General features: G+C 48.8%; 18 protein-coding genes. 6 read left to right on the forward strand and 12 right to left on the reverse strand.

Annotation, left to right across the window (positions count from 1 at the left end):
• Positions 1-490 precede the first annotated feature (490 nt).
• From ACFSUB_RS07790 to ACFSUB_RS07800, 3 genes are read left to right on the forward strand one after another with little or no spacing between them, the layout of a single operon-like run.
• On the forward strand, positions 491-1,486 hold the full coding sequence (locus ACFSUB_RS07790) for an ABC transporter substrate-binding protein (RefSeq protein WP_380712621.1): 996 nt from the start codon (positions 491-493) through the stop codon (positions 1,484-1,486).
• 14 nt (positions 1,487-1,500) lie between these two features.
• Positions 1,501-2,280 carry an ABC transporter ATP-binding protein gene (locus tag ACFSUB_RS07795; protein WP_380712622.1) on the forward strand — a complete coding sequence of 260 codons (780 nt, stop codon included), beginning with the start codon at positions 1,501-1,503 and terminating at the stop codon, positions 2,278-2,280.
• Positions 2,249-3,058, forward strand: a complete 810-nt coding sequence (locus tag ACFSUB_RS07800) for an ABC transporter permease (RefSeq protein ID WP_380712623.1) — start codon at positions 2,249-2,251, stop codon at positions 3,056-3,058. Before ACFSUB_RS07795 ends, ACFSUB_RS07800 begins: the two co-directional genes overlap by 32 nt.
• Here ACFSUB_RS07800 and ytkD read toward each other — a convergent pair.
• From ytkD to ACFSUB_RS07820, 4 genes are all read right to left on the reverse strand, one after another.
• Entirely contained in the window at positions 3,039-3,524 is a 486-nt protein-coding gene (gene ytkD / locus ACFSUB_RS07805; RefSeq protein ID WP_380712624.1) for an RNA deprotection pyrophosphohydrolase, read from the reverse strand. The two genes, ACFSUB_RS07800 and ytkD, sit on opposite strands and share 20 nt — an antisense overlap.
• 45 nt (positions 3,525-3,569) lie before the next feature.
• On the reverse strand, positions 3,570-4,061 hold the full coding sequence (locus tag ACFSUB_RS07810) for a YwpF family protein (protein ID WP_380712625.1): 492 nt from the start codon (positions 4,059-4,061) through the stop codon (positions 3,570-3,572).
• A gap of 93 nt (positions 4,062-4,154) precedes the next feature.
• Positions 4,155-4,319: a hypothetical protein gene (locus tag ACFSUB_RS07815; protein WP_380712626.1), complete on the reverse strand. Its 165-nt coding sequence runs from the start codon at positions 4,317-4,319 to the stop codon at positions 4,155-4,157.
• 165 nt (positions 4,320-4,484) lie between these two features.
• The gene (locus tag ACFSUB_RS07820; protein ID WP_380712627.1) at positions 4,485-5,654 is read right to left on the reverse strand and encodes a MalY/PatB family protein; all 1,170 of its coding nucleotides are present in this window, start codon (positions 5,652-5,654) and stop codon (positions 4,485-4,487) included.
• A gap of 321 nt (positions 5,655-5,975) precedes the next feature.
• Between ACFSUB_RS07820 and ACFSUB_RS07825 the strand changes: the two genes are divergently transcribed.
• Complete coding sequence (locus ACFSUB_RS07825; protein ID WP_380712628.1) at positions 5,976-6,431, forward strand: hemerythrin domain-containing protein; 456 nt, start codon at positions 5,976-5,978, stop codon at positions 6,429-6,431.
• Between the two features lie 105 nt (positions 6,432-6,536).
• On the opposite strand, the gene ACFSUB_RS07830 is transcribed toward ACFSUB_RS07825, so the two are convergent.
• Positions 6,537-8,186: a BCCT family transporter gene (locus tag ACFSUB_RS07830; RefSeq protein ID WP_380712629.1), complete on the reverse strand. Its 1,650-nt coding sequence runs from the start codon at positions 8,184-8,186 to the stop codon at positions 6,537-6,539.
• 308 nt (positions 8,187-8,494) lie between these two features.
• Here ACFSUB_RS07830 and ACFSUB_RS07835 point away from each other — a divergent pair, with 308 nt between their 5' ends.
• Positions 8,495-8,998, forward strand: a complete 504-nt coding sequence (locus ACFSUB_RS07835; RefSeq protein WP_380712630.1) for a CotY/CotZ family spore coat protein — start codon at positions 8,495-8,497, stop codon at positions 8,996-8,998.
• A 430-nt stretch (positions 8,999-9,428) separates the two neighbouring features.
• Here the strand turns inward: ACFSUB_RS07835 and ACFSUB_RS07840 are convergent, their stop codons facing one another.
• Entirely contained in the window at positions 9,429-9,995 is a 567-nt protein-coding gene (locus ACFSUB_RS07840; RefSeq protein ID WP_380712631.1) for an NADPH-dependent FMN reductase, read from the reverse strand.
• Positions 9,996-10,010: 15 nt separating this feature from the next.
• Complete coding sequence (locus ACFSUB_RS07845; RefSeq protein ID WP_380713209.1) at positions 10,011-11,066, reverse strand: LLM class flavin-dependent oxidoreductase; 1,056 nt, start codon at positions 11,064-11,066, stop codon at positions 10,011-10,013.
• A gap of 112 nt (positions 11,067-11,178) precedes the next feature.
• Here ACFSUB_RS07845 and ACFSUB_RS07850 point away from each other — a divergent pair, with 112 nt between their 5' ends.
• Entirely contained in the window at positions 11,179-11,526 is a 348-nt protein-coding gene (locus ACFSUB_RS07850; RefSeq protein ID WP_380712632.1) for a winged helix-turn-helix transcriptional regulator, read from the forward strand.
• A gap of 62 nt (positions 11,527-11,588) precedes the next feature.
• Here the strand turns inward: ACFSUB_RS07850 and ACFSUB_RS07855 are convergent, their stop codons facing one another.
• The 5 genes from ACFSUB_RS07855 to deoB form a co-directional block, all read right to left on the reverse strand.
• Positions 11,589-12,590 (reverse strand): LLM class flavin-dependent oxidoreductase, encoded by a 1,002-nt coding sequence (locus ACFSUB_RS07855; RefSeq protein ID WP_380712633.1) that lies wholly within the window; start codon positions 12,588-12,590, stop codon positions 11,589-11,591.
• Positions 12,591-12,935: 345 nt separating this feature from the next.
• Positions 12,936-13,589, reverse strand: coding sequence for a deoxyribose-phosphate aldolase (gene deoC, locus ACFSUB_RS07860; RefSeq protein WP_380712634.1), 654 nt, complete (start codon positions 13,587-13,589; stop codon positions 12,936-12,938).
• A gap of 23 nt (positions 13,590-13,612) precedes the next feature.
• Positions 13,613-14,434 carry a purine-nucleoside phosphorylase gene (locus ACFSUB_RS07865; protein WP_380712635.1) on the reverse strand — a complete coding sequence of 274 codons (822 nt, stop codon included), beginning with the start codon at positions 14,432-14,434 and terminating at the stop codon, positions 13,613-13,615.
• 7 nt (positions 14,435-14,441) lie between these two features.
• Entirely contained in the window at positions 14,442-15,269 is an 828-nt protein-coding gene (locus ACFSUB_RS07870; RefSeq protein WP_380713210.1) for a purine-nucleoside phosphorylase, read from the reverse strand.
• Entirely contained in the window at positions 15,269-16,465 is a 1,197-nt protein-coding gene (gene deoB, locus ACFSUB_RS07875; protein WP_380712636.1) for a phosphopentomutase, read from the reverse strand. The genes ACFSUB_RS07870 and deoB overlap by 1 nt, the downstream gene beginning before the upstream one ends.
• Positions 16,466-16,478 lie beyond the last annotated feature (13 nt).

The following is a 16,478-nucleotide window of genomic DNA, read 5'->3' on the forward strand; positions in this document are numbered from 1 at the left end:
CCGCTTTGCCAACATACTTTGCTTTTACGTATTTGGGGCGTTCAGGTTGGGTGGACGGACATTCGCCGGGAATGTGTCTAAGGCACTTTGGGGGATCATGCAGCCTCTTAAACGTCGCTGGACATGACTCATGATGACGTTTTGAGGGTCCGGCTCCCCTCAAAACGTCGTTATGAATGATTCATAAAGCACTTTAGAGGGGGGTCGTCCCCCGTAAACGTCATCAGGGACGAATCTACGTTGCGTTCAGCGGGACAACGAACGGGACAACGCAGCAAAAAGCCCGTGCCTCGTGCTGTTCGGAGCAGGAGCCAAAGCGTTTTGGATCCGCTGCTATGCGGCTCTTGAACAACGCCGCAGGACATTCGTGTTTTCCTTCGCCTGTTTTATTTTTGCCCCAGACTCTTTTATTGTTTTCGTAACAGCGGCGCACGCGTACCGGGCCTCTGTCATAAGCTGTACTACGAGAAACGGGAGGAGGGCCCGAAACATGAAAAAAGGTATCTACGTTCTACTGTGTACGATGCTGACTGCCGGCAGTGTGCTTGCAGGCTGTTCATCCCAGCAGGATAAGACGACAGTGGAGCTTGCTGAAGTGACCCGTTCTATTTTCTATGCGCCGTTATATGCAGCAATGGAAAAAGGTTTTTTTGAAGAAGAAAACATAAATATAGATCTTACAACAACATGGGGCGGCGACAAAACGATGACGGCTCTGCTCTCAGAAGGAGCCGATATCGCCCTTGTCGGAGCGGAAACCTCCATCTATGTCAATTCCCAGGACCCCGCGGAGCCCATCATTAATTTCGCGATGCTCACCCGGACCGACGGCACCTTTTTAATGGCACGGGACGAACCGGACAATTTTCAGTGGGAGGACCTGAAGGATTCGGTCTTTCTCGGACAACGTAAAGGTGGGATGCCGCAGATGACTGGAGAGTATGTACTCAAGGACAATGGAATCGACCCCCATGAAGATCTGGAACTGATCCAGAACGTGGATTTTGCCAATATCGCGAACTCTTTTGCATCCGGCACCGGCGATTATGTCCAGCTGTTTGAACCGCAGGCCACGACATTTGAACAGGAAGGCATTGCTCATATCGCAGCGTCGTTTGGGGAAGAATCCGGACCCATACCTTACACCGTATTCATGGCTGAACAGAGTTTCTTTGAAAACGAAGAGGACACAGCACTTCGTTTCACCCGCGCACTGTACCGGGCACAGCAGTGGATCTATGAAGCGTCCCCGGAAGAAATAGGTACCGTGCTCGCCCCGTACTTTGATGACACGCCGGAATCCACCATTGCCGATGCCGCTGTCAGATACCGCAACCAGCGTTCTTATGCCGAAACCCCGCTGCTTCCGGAAGAGGCATGGGATAATCTGCAGAATATTATGGAAGAAGCCGGTGAACTGCCTGAACGGTCGGATTATGATAAATATGTAGACACAACGATCGCTGAAACGGTTACGGAAAAGTAAAAGGAGGGCGCCATATGCTTGCCCTGCAGGACATTGAGAAGACTTACTTCACAGATGAACATGCGGTGAGGGCGGTTACTGACATCACCCTTACCGTCAAAAACGGGGAATTTGTTTCTTTTATTGGACCCAGCGGATGTGGTAAAACGACTTTGTTATCTATAATTGCGGGACTGCTCGAGCCCACTTCCGGAACTATTTTTATGAACAACCGGAAGATGGAAGGGTATTCAAAAGAAACCGGATATATGCTGCAGCAGGATTATCTGTTTCCGTGGCTGACCATCCGCCAGAATGTGGAACTCGGCCTTGTCATTACGGGAGTCCACACACCGGAGACCTCATCCAAAACGATGAAACTTCTCGAGCAGCTTGGACTTGGAGACAAAGCAGACGCCTTTCCTTCCGAACTGTCCGGAGGGATGCGGCAACGGGCGGCTTTGGTACGTATGCTTGCCCCTGAGCCGTCTCTGCTCCTTTTGGATGAACCATTTTCTGCGCTTGATTACCAGACGAAGCTAAAACTTGAAGACCTTGTCTCCATCACATTGAAAAACCAGCACAAAACCGCGGTCCTTGTCACCCATGATTTAAGCGAGGCTATCGCCATGTCGGATCGGGTCATTTTATTTAAATCCAATCCCGGCACCATTCATCATACGTTTGACGTACCGGAAATGCTCAGAACCCTGTCCCCTTTTGAGACTAGAAACCATCCCTCGTTTCACTCTTACTTCCAGAAAATATGGGGGGAGTTGGAAAATGTTGAATCACAGTATCAAGACTCAACATAGGCTGTACCTGCAGCAAAAAACAAAAGAAAAACGCCGTGTATTAAGCACCCAGTTGATGCTTGCCGTCACATTCTTTGTTTTATGGGAAACAGCGTCGCGGCTTGCCTGGATTGATCCGCTCATTTTCAGTATGCCGAGTCAAATCGGTCTTCTTTTTCTGGAGAAAGTGGGCGACGGCTCCCTGCTCGTCCATACTTCCATCACCCTGGCCGAAACAGCAGCCGGCTTCCTTCTCGGGAGTGCCGGCGGGGCATTGGCCGCTTTTCTGCTTTGGTGGTCTACCTTTTTTTCCAGGGTGTTCGACCCTTACCTCGTGATTTTGAATGCCATGCCGAAAGTAGCCCTCGGGCCCATTATTATTGTCATTTTCGGACCGGGCATCTTTTCGGTTATTGCGATGGCCACCCTGCTTTCCATTGTGATAACAACCATTGTTGTATATCACGCTTTTCAGCGGGTGGATGACAATTACAAAAAAGTACTGCTTACGTTTGGGGCCACCAAAAAGCAGCTGTTTCAATACGCTGTTCTTCCAGCCTGCTATCCGACCATCATTTCCACTATGAAAGTGAATGTCGGATTGGCCTGGGTAGGGGTGGTTGTAGGAGAGTTTCTGGTAGCCAAACAAGGGCTTGGTTACATGATCATATACGGTTTTCAGGTATTTCAGTTCCGCCAGGTTATGCTCAGTCTGATTGTCATTGCCATACTGGCTGCCGTTATGTACAAAAGCATTGAAGCCCTGGAGCGGTTTTTAATCAGTCGGAGAGGACGGTAAGTTTTCTTTTTTTTATCTGCTGCAGTGCTCTTGGGAGAACGTCGTCTTTCATAATAAAACTGTAGTTCTTATCCGGCTCGCGGGGAAGATATTCAAGCTGAACCGGACCCATCGTTTCCAGGTAATCTTCTCTAATCTGTATTTGCTGCACGTCAGCAAAGTAAACATTCTTCACGATCGTTTCGGCACGGCCTTTCACTTTGTACTGTCCAAGCTGGGTAATACGGTTGACGATGCCGCCCGTTTCTTCCCACACTTCCCGTTTGGCTGCTTCTTCAGGGGCTTCCCCTGCTTCCACCTTACCTCCCGGAAATTCAAGACCTCTTCGTGGATGGCGGGTGAGAAGCCACTGTTTTGCATAGCGGCAGATAACCCAGACGTGTCCCGGCCGGTCGGAAAACGGTTCTTTGCTGAACGACAGCTCTACTTCATTGTTGTAATAATCCCGAAACGTAAAAGTTTTCATTTCAGATCGTCCCTATTCATTTAATTGCCTTCATATACTGCTTGTTTATTTTTCACTGTGGTTACCCGTGGATCCCAGCTGTTCATAGATACGACCGGCGGCCTGTTTGGACCACTTTCCCTGGTCCTGTTTTCGTTCGTAGAATTCTGACAGCATGTCATGACCGGAATATCCTTCTTCAATCAGTCCTTCCAGAATCAAATTGGATACATCATCTTTGCCGGCAGCCATGACAGCATCAAACAAGACACTTATTCGACTTTCAAGCGCTACAATACTTCTCACGCGGCCTGTCATCAGGGCGGGATCATTGTGTGTATCGGTGATAACCACTTCTAGAACCATCTGCATTTTTGCTTCCATTTTCGGACGAAACGTTTCCTCCTCCGACTGCGGGAGAACCGCTTCAATCAACCACGATTTATCACGTTCTTCCCTGTTTATAATCAACCCTTCCTGCAAAGGAACACGATAGGAAACAACATCTTTTTCCCCTTCAAGCAGCAAAGACAGGGAGACGAGACGGAACGTTTTCATTTGTGCGTTCCTCCTTTCAGGGCTTAGTGAAAAAAGCTGTTTTCCAAAAGAGAAACTTTGGAAACAGCTTTTTTGCACTTCCGCTTTATTCAGCTAACTTTCCGTCTTCATCATTAAGGTCTTTTCTATGCCGGCCTTATTTAACTGCTGCTGTCTTTCTGCCATCCAATGAATCATTTCTTTTTCATCGACTGTCAGTGCACGTCCGAGCTTACATTCGAATTCTCTCTGAAGCTCTTTCGCAGCATCATTTTGCATTATGAACGGCCCCTTTTCCTACGCACAGAATGTTGGACGAATCATTCGTATACTTAAGCATTCTATTCGATACAACCTTCCGTCATTCCTGCCGGCAGAAAAAACTTATGCTGAGATTTTCCAGATGAAAAGCAGCTGGAAGGAGGCAGAGAGGAAACCGGTTTGTTACGCCATCAAGCGGTCATAAGCTTCTTTCAGGCGGCGCAGTCCTTCTTCCAGTGTTTCACGCGGGCAGGCTGCGTTCATACGGACGAAACCTCCCCCTTCTTTTCCAAAGTTCGGACCATCGCTGAGCGCGAGTTTCGCATCGCTGCGAAGCCACTGTTCCAGTTCCTTGTTCCCCATATTCAACCCGCGCATATCTATCCAGATTAAATATGTACCTTCCGGCTTTATCACTTTTACTTCCGGCATTGCATGTTCTACGTATTGTTTTACATACTGCACGTTGGCTCTCACATACTCAAGCATCTGTTCGAGCCATTCTTCCCCGTGACGGTACGCAGCTTCAGCAGCAGCACTTGCGAGCGGATTATTAATACCAACGAATTCCTGCTGAAGATGATTTTCGTAGGTTTTTTTGGATTCCCTGTTTTCAAACACCACGTAAGAAAGCTGCAGAGAAGCCAGATTGAACGTTTTACTCGGTGCCAGGCAGGTCATCGTTTCGACATCTTTCCCTGCTGCTGCTTTGGAAAACGGTGTATGTTTACCTTCAAGGATAATATCTGCATGAATTTCGTCGGAAACGACCAGCACACCGTGTTTTTCAGCCAACTCAGCGAGTTTTGTTAATTCCTCTTCCGTCCAGACCCGTCCGATCGGATTGTGTGGACTGCAGAGAATCATCATTTCGGCTTCTTTCATTTTTTCTTCCAGATCCTCAAAGTCCATCGTGAACCCATCTTCTGTTTCCTGGAGAGGGTTACGGAGGAGATTACGCTCATTGTTATTGACAAGCGCATAGAAAGGAAAATATACAGGCGGCTGAATAATAACGCCGTCTCCCTTTTCAGTGAATGTCTGTATTATGTGACTTATCGCTGGCACGACGCCCGGTGTGAAAGCAATCTGTTCCGTGGAAACGCTCCAGTCAAATCTATGTTTCAGCCAGGATGCGGCGGCATCAAACAACGAATTCGGACGGCGGTGGTAGCCGAACACCCCGTGGTCGATAATCTCGTGCATGGCATCCAGCACCGGTTTCGGGGCCTGAAAATCCATATCCGCCACCCACATCGGCCAAAGATCATCAGCTCCATAAACATCCGGGTAAAAGTCCCATTTCATCGAATTCGTCTGCTCTCTATCGATCACGTTCTGAAAATCCATCATACTTCCTCCTTGTCTCTCGGTCGGCTTTCCAACTTTATTGCTCTTTTGTTTAGTGTGCCTTTTTTCGTCTTTTTTTTCAAGCTATCCACACCGAAGAAGAATAAGAAAAGCGGCGGGCGCTTCATCGCTGAACGCAGCCTTCCTTTACCGGTTATTTTTTGATCATTTCAGGGATGGGAACATAAATGACTATCATATATAATACGACTATGGTCTCTTATGAGCATCAGTTACCGTCTGCCCCTGGTTACGCCGGCTTATTCACGCTCCCTGCAGCAGTACCGTTTTAGATCGAGCGATTTAGAAATGGAGGGAAACCCCATGACAGAGAAAAAAGGAATTCAACGACACGAATCATTATATTCTTTGTCCCATCATCACCATGAAGGGTTGTTTTTAGCATTAAACTTAAAACGGGTGGAAACAAAAAAGGCCCGTTACTCCCTGAAACAAGTAGCAGCCGATGTTAAAAATTTCTGGATACCCAGTGGAAAACAGCACTTCCGCGAAGAAGAGGAAATCTTACTGCCGGCTTATGCAGAATATGGCCCGGTGGATCTCCCGGAAATTAAAACGATGCTGGTCGACCATATCCGGATCCGGGCTTTGATGGAATCCATTATCCATAACGACACTCCTTCCCCCGAAACGATGCATGAACTGGGAGAACGACTCGAAACACATATCCGATTGGAAGAACGGGTTATTTTTCCATATATTGAAGAATCACTTCCCGAAAAAAAACTTCAGGAACTGGCCCGCCGCCTTGAAGGGTAAAAAAGCAGAAATGCCCCGCCCCTTCCCAAAATCCCTTCATTCCGGGATTTTCATAAAAATGGAGCTGCCCTCTTTTTGGAGGACAGCTCCTTTTGTTCTTCCGGATTATTTACTGCTGTCGTTGTTGACTTCCTCACTTGCTTCATCAGTGAAGACATCTTCATCAATTTTCCTCTCACGCTGCAGGTCTTCAAGTGCAGCAAATATACGCTGTCTCTCCGTCGGCAGCGAACCTTCACGGAGTTCCTTGCGTAGTGCCTTGATCAGGCAGTACACCATGAGAACCATGATGAGCATAAACGGAAATCCGCCGAGAAATGATGCTGTCTGCAGGGAACTGAGCCCGCCTGCAAGAAGAAGAACAATCGCAAACAGTCCTTCAATGGACCCCCAGGTGATACGGATCGCGATTGGGGGATTCGGGTTCCCTTTTGACGTCAGCATACCGATGACGTACGTACCCGAGTCCGAAGACGTCACAAAGAAGACGGCAACCGAAACCATGGCTACTGAAATTAACAAACCAGAGAGCGGGAAGTTGGACAGAAGCGCAAAAAATCCCTGTGCTTCATCCTGCATCACCGCATCGAGAATATTCATGCCGCCAAAGTGCTGGTTGTAAAGGGCCGCTCCACCGAATACGCTGAGCCAGAACATACTGAGTCCAGTCGGAACGAGAAGAACTCCGATAGCAAAGCTGCGGATGGTGCGTCCTCTGGACACACGGGCAATGAAAGAACCAACAAATGGGGACCATGCTATCCACCAGGCCCAGTAGAAAATCGTCCAGGATTCATACCAAGCATTTCTTGAACCGTCCGTGGCGTCCATACCAAACGACATAAAGATCAGATTCTGAAGATATGAACCTGTGGAATGAGTAAACGCGTTCAGGATAAACAGTGTAGGCCCTATGATAAATATAATCAGCATCAACAGGCCGGCCACACTCAGGTTGATTTGACTCAGCCATTTAATCCCTTTATCAATTCCTGTCGTAGTGGACAAGATAGCAAGAATGGTAACGACAATCACGATGCCGACCCATGTCGCATTATTGTTCGGCAGACCAAAAAGTGTTTCCAGGCCTCCGCCGATCTGCATGACTCCAAGACCAAGAGAGGTCGAAATACCAAGAAGTGTAGCAAGTACACCGATAATGTTGACTGTATTGCCCCAGAATCCATTTAGATTGTCTCTGCCAAGAATCGGTTCCAATGTGGAACTGAGAAGCATCGGCAGGTTTTTACGATAAGAAAAGTATGCCAGCGCACAAGCAACAACAGCATAGACAGCCCATGGATGAAAGCCCCAGTGGAAGAAGGAATACTGGAGTGCTGTATGTATGGCTTCTGCTGTTTCTCCCTGCCCGGAGGGTGGAGAGCTGTAGTGGTTAATCGGTTCGGAAACACCCCAGAACAACAGCCCGATTCCCATTCCGGCACTAAACAGCATGGAGAACCAGGATAGTGTAGAATATTCCGGTTTTTCCCCGTCCTCACCGAGTTTAATTTCACCAAGAGGACTGAAAATAAGATAAATCGTGACAATGACAAAGAAAGTCGCTCCCAGAATGAATCCCCAGCCGAGTGTGCTGGTCATCCAGGCGAAGGCGTTATCCATGTACGTGCCGAAATCAGGTAATAACGTACCAACAAGTACAAAAGCAGCGGCAAGTATAAATGAAGTGATAAATACGGGGTTTTTCAACACCTCACCGGTTGTTTTCAACCCTTTTCCATAATTATTATCCACGTTTCTCCTCCTTTTAAAAGTAATGTGTTATATTCACTATCCCCTATATACTAGGAAAAATGAAGCAAATATACAAACCGTTCATGCAGGCATACAGTTATATATATATGCACATGCCCTCAATAAACGAGACATGTTCTTAATATTTGCATATATATCGTGCTTATTCGTTATATCTCGCAAATGAGTTCATTCATTTCTCTTGATTTTGACATTTAAGTAAAATAAACGACAAATATTATGGGTGAATACCTCCAGCACCATATCAAAACAAATTTATATGATAGTAGGGAAAGGAGGGAATAAGTATGGGAAACCGAAGACGAAAAGAAGAAGAAATGGAAGAAGACGTGCGCATGGAAATCCGGAAAACAAAAGACCACTGTGTATGCGATACACTTTTTCGTATAAAGAAAGCTCAGGACGAAGCAGAAGAGAGAAATAACCCCAACTGCAGAAACAACTGTTACAGCAGCTTGTTAAGCGGTAACAATAATAATAATGGAAGAGATACGGTGCCTTTTCTGCTTCAGGGAAAGGACGGCAATTATTTTCATGCGGCTGGATCCATCGGCAGAAGAGACTGCTTTCAGACCGTCTTCTTCCGGGTGGAAAAAGTGTCAAAAGAGGACTGTTGTGCTGTATTATCCCTTCTGCGTCCAGACTGTCCTCTTGATTTTAATAAATGCTGTACAGACCCATGGTCGCTGTGCGACGTAGATGAACTAACCCGGACGAGAGACTGCATCCATGTCGACTTAAATTGTTTCTGCACGGTGCAGTGTCTTGACCCGGAACTGATCGAAGAATAAAAAATACGAGTCTGGGACAGAAGAACATGAGGCGGTAGATAACACGAATGTTCCGGGTCACTGATCAAAAGCCGTATAGAAGCGGAGCCAACATGCTTTGACTCCTGCTCAGAACAGCACGAGTCACGGGGACCCCGCAGGAAGCGGTTTTCTTCCGAGGGCCCGCAGGATGCGGGTCAGGTCGGCGCCCGCCAGGAGGTGCCGATCTTAGCCGATCTTCCTCCTTTTGAGCCGTGCCCGCGGCATAGAAGACACGATGAGCCCCAGCGAATCGATGTCGCCCTTGTGCTCTGGAGTAAAAGCGAAGCATTTTGGCGCAGCGGCTTGTCTCAGCAACGAAAAATACCGAACGATTTCAAAAAATCGTTCGGTATTTTTCTATCTTATAGAAGTTTTGTCCCAGACTCGCTTTATTAAACAACGATTCTCTCTAGAAATCGTACGCTGCATCCTGTTCTTCCTGGATTTTGACCTGCACATCGATGCGGAATTTCGTGTCTTCTACAAGCCGGTCGATCCGGAAAAGTACATCATCGTCTGTGATCTGCTTTTGATAGAAATTCTTTTCTTCGATAAACACGTACCCCTGCACGATTTCTGCTTTCATGTAACCGAGAATTGGTTTTAACTGCTGCTCGGCAATAAGGTAGTGTTTTGCCGAACCGGCGGTAACAAGCATGCTTACGACTTTTCCGCTGAAAGCGTCGCCGGGAAGCAGATCAAACAGATTTTTCAGTGTGCCTGGTATGGAAGCCTGAAATACAGGCGTTCCAATAATTACCGCATCCGCTTCCATCATGGTGCGCACGACGTATCCGGTATCTCCGTCATAATCGAGATAATGCCGGCCATCGCTGAACTGCACGTCGTATTCCGCGAGATCAAGCAGCGTAACGTCCGCATCCGGCAGCTGTTTCTGCAGCGAGGCTGCGGTGTAATTCATCGCTGTCCGTGTTTTAGAACCTGCTGTCGATCCGGATAATGCCACAATATTCATGTCTCATTCCTCCTCTTATTTTGCCGTATGTTTCCGAACTTCCGGCAGAATCTCGGTCGCAATGATTTCAATATTCTTTCTCAGCTTATCAAACGGCACACCACCGAAATCGATTTGGGCGATGTAGCGCTGATGCCCGTATACTTCATGCTGATAGAGTATTTTTTCGATAATTTCCTGCGGACTGCCGATATTCATCACACTTCGTGTATCAGCCCCTTGCGCAAACATCTGTTTTGCGAAACCACGTCCGTTCGTCCGTTTCATCCCTTCGTTCACGTGGGGGTACATCTCCTGAAGCGCCTGTTGCGTCGTTTCCGCTGCATAGAAAAAACCCGCCGTCGCAACGGGTAGTTCCGCCGGATCAAACCCGCCGGCAGTTGCTGCTTCGCGGTAGGCGTCTACGGTTTGTTTGAATGCATCGACCGGACCGCCAAGATGAGCCATAAACATCGGAACTCCCGCATATCCAGCTTTCATGGCGCTCTGCGGAGTCCCGCCGACCGCCCGCCATATCGGAAGTTTTGCTTTACTTGGTCTTGGCAGCACTTCTGCATTACGCAGGGATGCCCGGTAGTCACCACTCCACGTCACTTTCTCCTGCTCGTTGATCTGACGAAGCAGAGCAAACTTTTCTTCATACAGCGCTTCATAATCACGGATATCATATCCTAGTAAATCAAACAGGCCGATCCGGGAAGCGCGGCCTGCCACGAGTTCGGCCCTTCCTCCTGAAATCAGGTCAACCGTTGAAAAGTTTTCATACACCCGCACCGGATCTGAGGTGCTGATGATCGTGGAAGAACTCCCCAGTTTTATGTTTTCTGTTGCCTGGGCAATGCCTGCAAGCACGACCGCATGCGCCTGCGTGGCAAAGTATTCCTGATGGCTTTCTCCTACACTGAAAAAATCGAGCCCTGCTTCATCGGCAAGTTTGGCGAATTCGATAATTTCGTGTATGCGCTGCTCTGCGGATATTCTTTCTCCTGTATGAGGGTCCGGCAGATGATCCCCTAACGTATATATCCCGAATTCCAGTCCTTTGGTTTTATCTATTCCGTATTGCTGCATCATTTTACCCACCTTTCTTTTGCCATGTTATTATAGAAGATAGAACGTCAAAAAAGAAGTACGCACTTTGAAGTGGTGTGGTATCCTTTATGAAACCAAGGAGGCTGATCCTATGGAAAAAGTACCGGAACAATGCCAGGTTGAAGACGCTCTCAGCATTATCACCGGGAAATGGAAACCTATTATTCTCCTTCACCTGCTTCAGGAAGGCACCCAGCGTTTCAACGAATTGAAACGAAAAATGCCCGGTGTCACCCAGAAAATGCTCACCAAACAGCTTCGTGAACTGGAAGAAGAAGATATTATTGAACGCACGATTTATCCCGAGGTCCCTCCCAGAGTGGAGTATGCAATGACCGATTACGGCCGGAGCCTGGAACCAATTCTTGAAGCCATGCACGAATGGGGGCAGCAGCACACTCTCCATAAGAGGGAAAGACAAAAACAGTCAACGTCTTAAAAAAACGCCGGCGCACTCTGCTGCACCGGCGTTTTTATCATGTACCAGCATGTTCCCGGCCGTCAGCTGGATACGACGTCTTTCAGAATTTCATACGACCGTTTCTGCTTTTCCGGGTCGTAGATGTAGGAAACGGCCATAAGCTCGTCCACATCATACTTTTCCTGAAACCGTGTCAGCTGTTCCCGGATGGACTCCCTGCTTCCAAGAAACGTCATTCTCGACATCGACGCTGATGCCTCTTTTTCACGGGAATTCCATATTTCATCCATGTCATCCACCGGCGGGCTGAGCGGCTGCCCGCTGCCACGGACGACATTCAGGAAAAACTGCTGCATCGTCGTCTGCTCCCGGCGCGCTTCTTCGTCCGTATCTGCTGCAATAACATTCGCACAAACCATCATGTACGGCTCAGCCAAATAGTCAGACGGCTGGAACCGGCTCCTGTAAATCGATATTGCCTCTTCCATATGAGTCGGAGCGAAGTGTGCGGCAAACACGTACGGAAGGCCGAGTTTCGCAGCCAGTATGGCCGAATCAGGCGAAGAACCGAGAATGTAGATTGGAATATTCGTGCCTATTCCAAGGTCCGCTTTCACGTAGCCCTGTTCTTCCTGCGGCCCGAAATACGTAAGCAGCTGCTGCACGTCTTCGGGGAATGAATAAACCGGCTGATCGGTATTGGAACGGCGGAGCGCGGAGGCGGTCAGCATATCTGTCCCAGGCGCGCGCCCCAGACCAAGATCAAGACGATCAGGGTACATTGTCGCCATCGTCCCGAACTGCTCTGCCACAACAAGCGGGGCATGGTTGGGCAGCATGATGCCGCCGGATCCGACCTTTATCTGATCGGTGTGCTCAAGAACATGCTTCATCAGAATAGATGTCGCAGAGCTTACGAGTGTCGATGTGTTATGATGTTCTGCAATCCAGTAGCGCGCGTATCCCATTTTCTCCAGATTCTGTGCCAGATCGACCATGGAATCAATGGCGCCTTTTTTGGATTCTCCCTGCCGCACTGGTGCCAGATTCAAGGCGGACACTGGAATATTTATATCTGCCATATCGCATATCTCCTTTATGATTGAACATTTCCTTACGTATTATAACACCGCGGCTTTCCATTTATGGCAATTCTGCTCACGTCTCTTTAAGGAGGTATCTTTTTTACATCTACACTCTGTAGTTCCTGCTTTGAGATCTTTTTTATAGTGCTTTACCAGCGGTTCCGCAGGTATTACGAGCCTTATCAGGTCATTTACCGTCCAAACCACTGCATTTACCTGCCAACCCGCTCCCGTTACAAGCGCAATCCTACCAATTACCCGCCGAAACCTGCTTTCCGGTATTGAAACAAAATATCAATAAAAAAGGAACTGTCCCTTTTAAGAACAGTTCCCCTCGTGTTTTCAGCAGTGGCTGACTATTGATGCGCTGGCGCTCGCTCCCAGCCGGTCGGCTCCGGCTTCTATCATGGCATCCGCTGTTTCCCGGTCCCGGATGCCTCCTGAAGCTTTTACGCCGATACCCGGTCCTACAGCTTCGCGCATCAAAGCGATATCTGCTGCCTTTGCTCCGCCTCCTGCAAAACCGGTCGACGTTTTCACATAATCGGCTCCAGCATTTACTGCCAGACGGCAGGCTGTTTTCTTTTCGTCATCCGTCAACAGCGCTGTTTCAAGAATCACTTTCACAAGCGCTTTTCCTTTTGCTTCCGTGACCACAGCACGTATGTCGTTTTCCACCGCGGTCTCCTGTCCGTCTTTCAAAAGGCCGATCGACAGCACCATATCGATTTCTTCGGCGCCTTTCTCTATAGCATCTTTTGTTTCAAACGTCTTCGTTTCTGTCGTGGAGGCTCCAAGTGGAAATCCGATGACCGTACACACCTTCACGCCTGTGTCCTGAAGCATCCGGTTCGCTTCTGTTACATAAACGGGATGGATACAGACCGAATAAAATCCATTTTCACCGGCTTCTTCGCAGAGATTTTTAATCTGTTCTCCGCTCGTTTCCGGTTTCAGCATCGTATGATCAATCATTTTTGCTAATTCTGTTTGCATGGATCATCTCTTCCTTCCATTTATTATAATGAGGCCGTAATACTCTGAACAAGGTTTTTGAAAACAGGTTTCGTGCGTGCTGCCACCGCCACCACATCTTCATGCGTTAACGGTTCCAGTTCTTCCCCGATGGCCATATCCGTAATGCAGGATAGTCCGAGAACCTGCATCCCCATCTGATTGGCCGCAATGACTTCCGGCACGGTGGACATGCCGACTGCATCGGCCCCGCATTGACGCAGCATTGTCAGTTCCGCCGGTGTCATGTAAGTCGGACCTGTAATGCCTGCATACACTCCGTGCTGCACGCTGATATCCAGTTCTGCCGCTTTTTCCTCCGCCACCGAACGCAAGGCCGGGGAGTAGGCCCGGCTCATATCAGGAAAGCGCGGTCCCATGTCCGGATCGTTGGGGCCCATTAATGGATTGTCTCCGGTCATATTTAGATGATCGTCAATCACCATAATGTCTCCCGGCGCAAATGCTGGATTCATTCCTCCACAGGCATTTGTAATAAGAAGAGTCTCCACACCGATACCCTTCATCACCCGGACTGGAAACGTCACATCCTGCATGGAGTGCCCTTCATAATAATGAAATCTTCCTTTCATTGCTGCCACATTTTTTCCCTGCCAGGTTCCAACAACCAATGTGCCGGCATGACCTTCCACCGTCGATTCCGGAAAATGCGGAATGTCTTCATAATCGACAACGACGGGATTTTCTATATGGTCCGCCAGTTCTCCAAGACCCGAACCCAATATAAGCCCGATCTCCGGTTTGATATGAATCTTCTGCTCCAGTGCCTGAACAGCTTCTTTCTGCTTTGCTCCTATGTCCTTCATTTGTCTGTTATGCTCCTTTCTCTATTCGTTTCACCCATTCGCGGACCAATGCCAGGAACTGCTTCTGCACCTTTTGAGTCGTCTCGATCACTTCTTCGTGAGAAAGAGGATGGTCGAGAATCCCCGCTGCCATATTGGAAATGCATGAAATGCCCGCTGCATCCATTCCGGCATGACGGGCAGCAATGACTTCCGGTACGGTGGACATGCCCACCGCGTCTCCTCCGAGATGCTGGAGCATTCGGACTTCTGCCGGTGTTTCATAAGAAGGGCCGCTGTTCCATACATACACGCCTTCCCGCAGGGTGAACCCAAGTTCCGCCGCTGCAGCCTTTGCTTCCTCGCGCAGATGAGATGGGTATGCCTCAGACATATCCGGAAAACGAACCCCGAGTTCCGGATTGTTCCTCCCCCGCAGTGGATTGGCCCCGGCATGATTGATATGGTCCCGGATTAACATCAGATCCCCCGGATTCAAAGCAGGATCCACACCCCCGGCAGCATTGGTGGCAATCAATTTCCCAATTCCCAGTTCCTTCATCACCCGGACAGGAAATGTCACATCCTCAAGTTCCCAGCCTTCATAAAAGTGAAAGCGCCCCTGCATCGCAAGGACCGGAACTCCGTGCAGTTCGCCAAGCACGAGCTGCCCCTTATGACCTTCCACCGTGGAAACAGGAAAATGTGGAATGTCTCCATACGGGATGGTTACGGCATCGGTTATTTCATCGGCGAGCACACCAAGTCCGGACCCTAAAATCAATCCTGTTTTCGGCTGTACTTTCTGCAGTTCTTTTATTGTATTGGCTGCTTCTTGAATAGCTTGTTGATTCATCATTGTCCCCCCTGCTTCTGCACATCTTTCAGGAAACTTACACCAAATGAGGGCATCTTAACCTGGAAGTTCTCTGCCACAGCCGCTCCAACATCAGCAAACGTCTCACGGAGCGGAAGCGGCATTCCTTTTTTCACCGCCGGATGATGGACGAGCAGCGGCACATATTCTCTCGTATGGTCCGATCCGTGATGCACCGGATCATTGCCGTGATCGGCCGTGATAATGAGCAGATCGTCGTCCTGCACTTTTTCCAGCACTTCCGGAAGACGTTCATCAAAGGCTTCCAGTGCTTCCCCGTAACCGTCCGGATCGCGGCGGTGGCCGTATTCCGCATCAAAATCCACCAGGTTCAGAAAGCTCAGCCCGGTAAAGTCTGCGTCCATCGTCTCCAGAAGTTTATCCATTCCGTCCATGTTGGAAGTTGTTTTCAACGTAGTTGTTACACCTTCACCGTCATAAATGTCCGTGATTTTACCTATCGCCGTCACTTCAAAATCTTCATCTTTCAGTTCGTTCATCACCGTACGGCCGAATGGTTTCAGTGCATAATCACGACGGTTCGGTGTCCGTTCAAACGAACCCGTTTCTCCGGTGAAGGGCCTTGCAATTACGCGGCCGACCATATACTTTTCATCTTTGGTAAGCTCGCGGGCAGTCTCACATATACGGTACAACTCTTCGACCGACACGATATTCTCGTGGGCGGCAATCTGCAGTACGGAATCAGCGGAGGTATATACAATCAAGTCCCCAGTCCGGAGGTGGTGCTCTCCCAGTTCATCAAGGATACCGGTACCGGAGGCCGGTTTGTTGCCGACGATATTGCGTCCCGATGCTGCTTTGAGTTCTGTGATTAATTCATCCGGAAAGCCGTCTGGAAACGTGCGGAACGGCGCATTGATGCGCAGCCCCATCAGTTCCCAGTGCCCCGTCATGGTGTCTTTGCCGGCGGAAGCTTCCTGCATTTTCGCAAAATGCGCAAGCGGTGTCTCTGCTTCTTCGATTCCCGGGAGCTTCCTGATATTACTCAACCCGAGCCTGCCCATATTCGGCATCTGCAGGGAACCGCGATGTCCGGCAATATGTCCGAGTGTATCCGCGTTTTCATCCCCGTACTGAACAGCGTCCGGAGAAGCACCGATGCCCACAGAATCCATGACAATTAAAAAAATACGTTTAAATGAAGTATTCATCCTTCATTCCCCT

This window comes from Salibacterium lacus, assembly GCF_042684865.1.
Lineage (GTDB): Bacteria > Bacillota > Bacilli > Bacillales > Marinococcaceae > Salibacterium > Salibacterium lacus.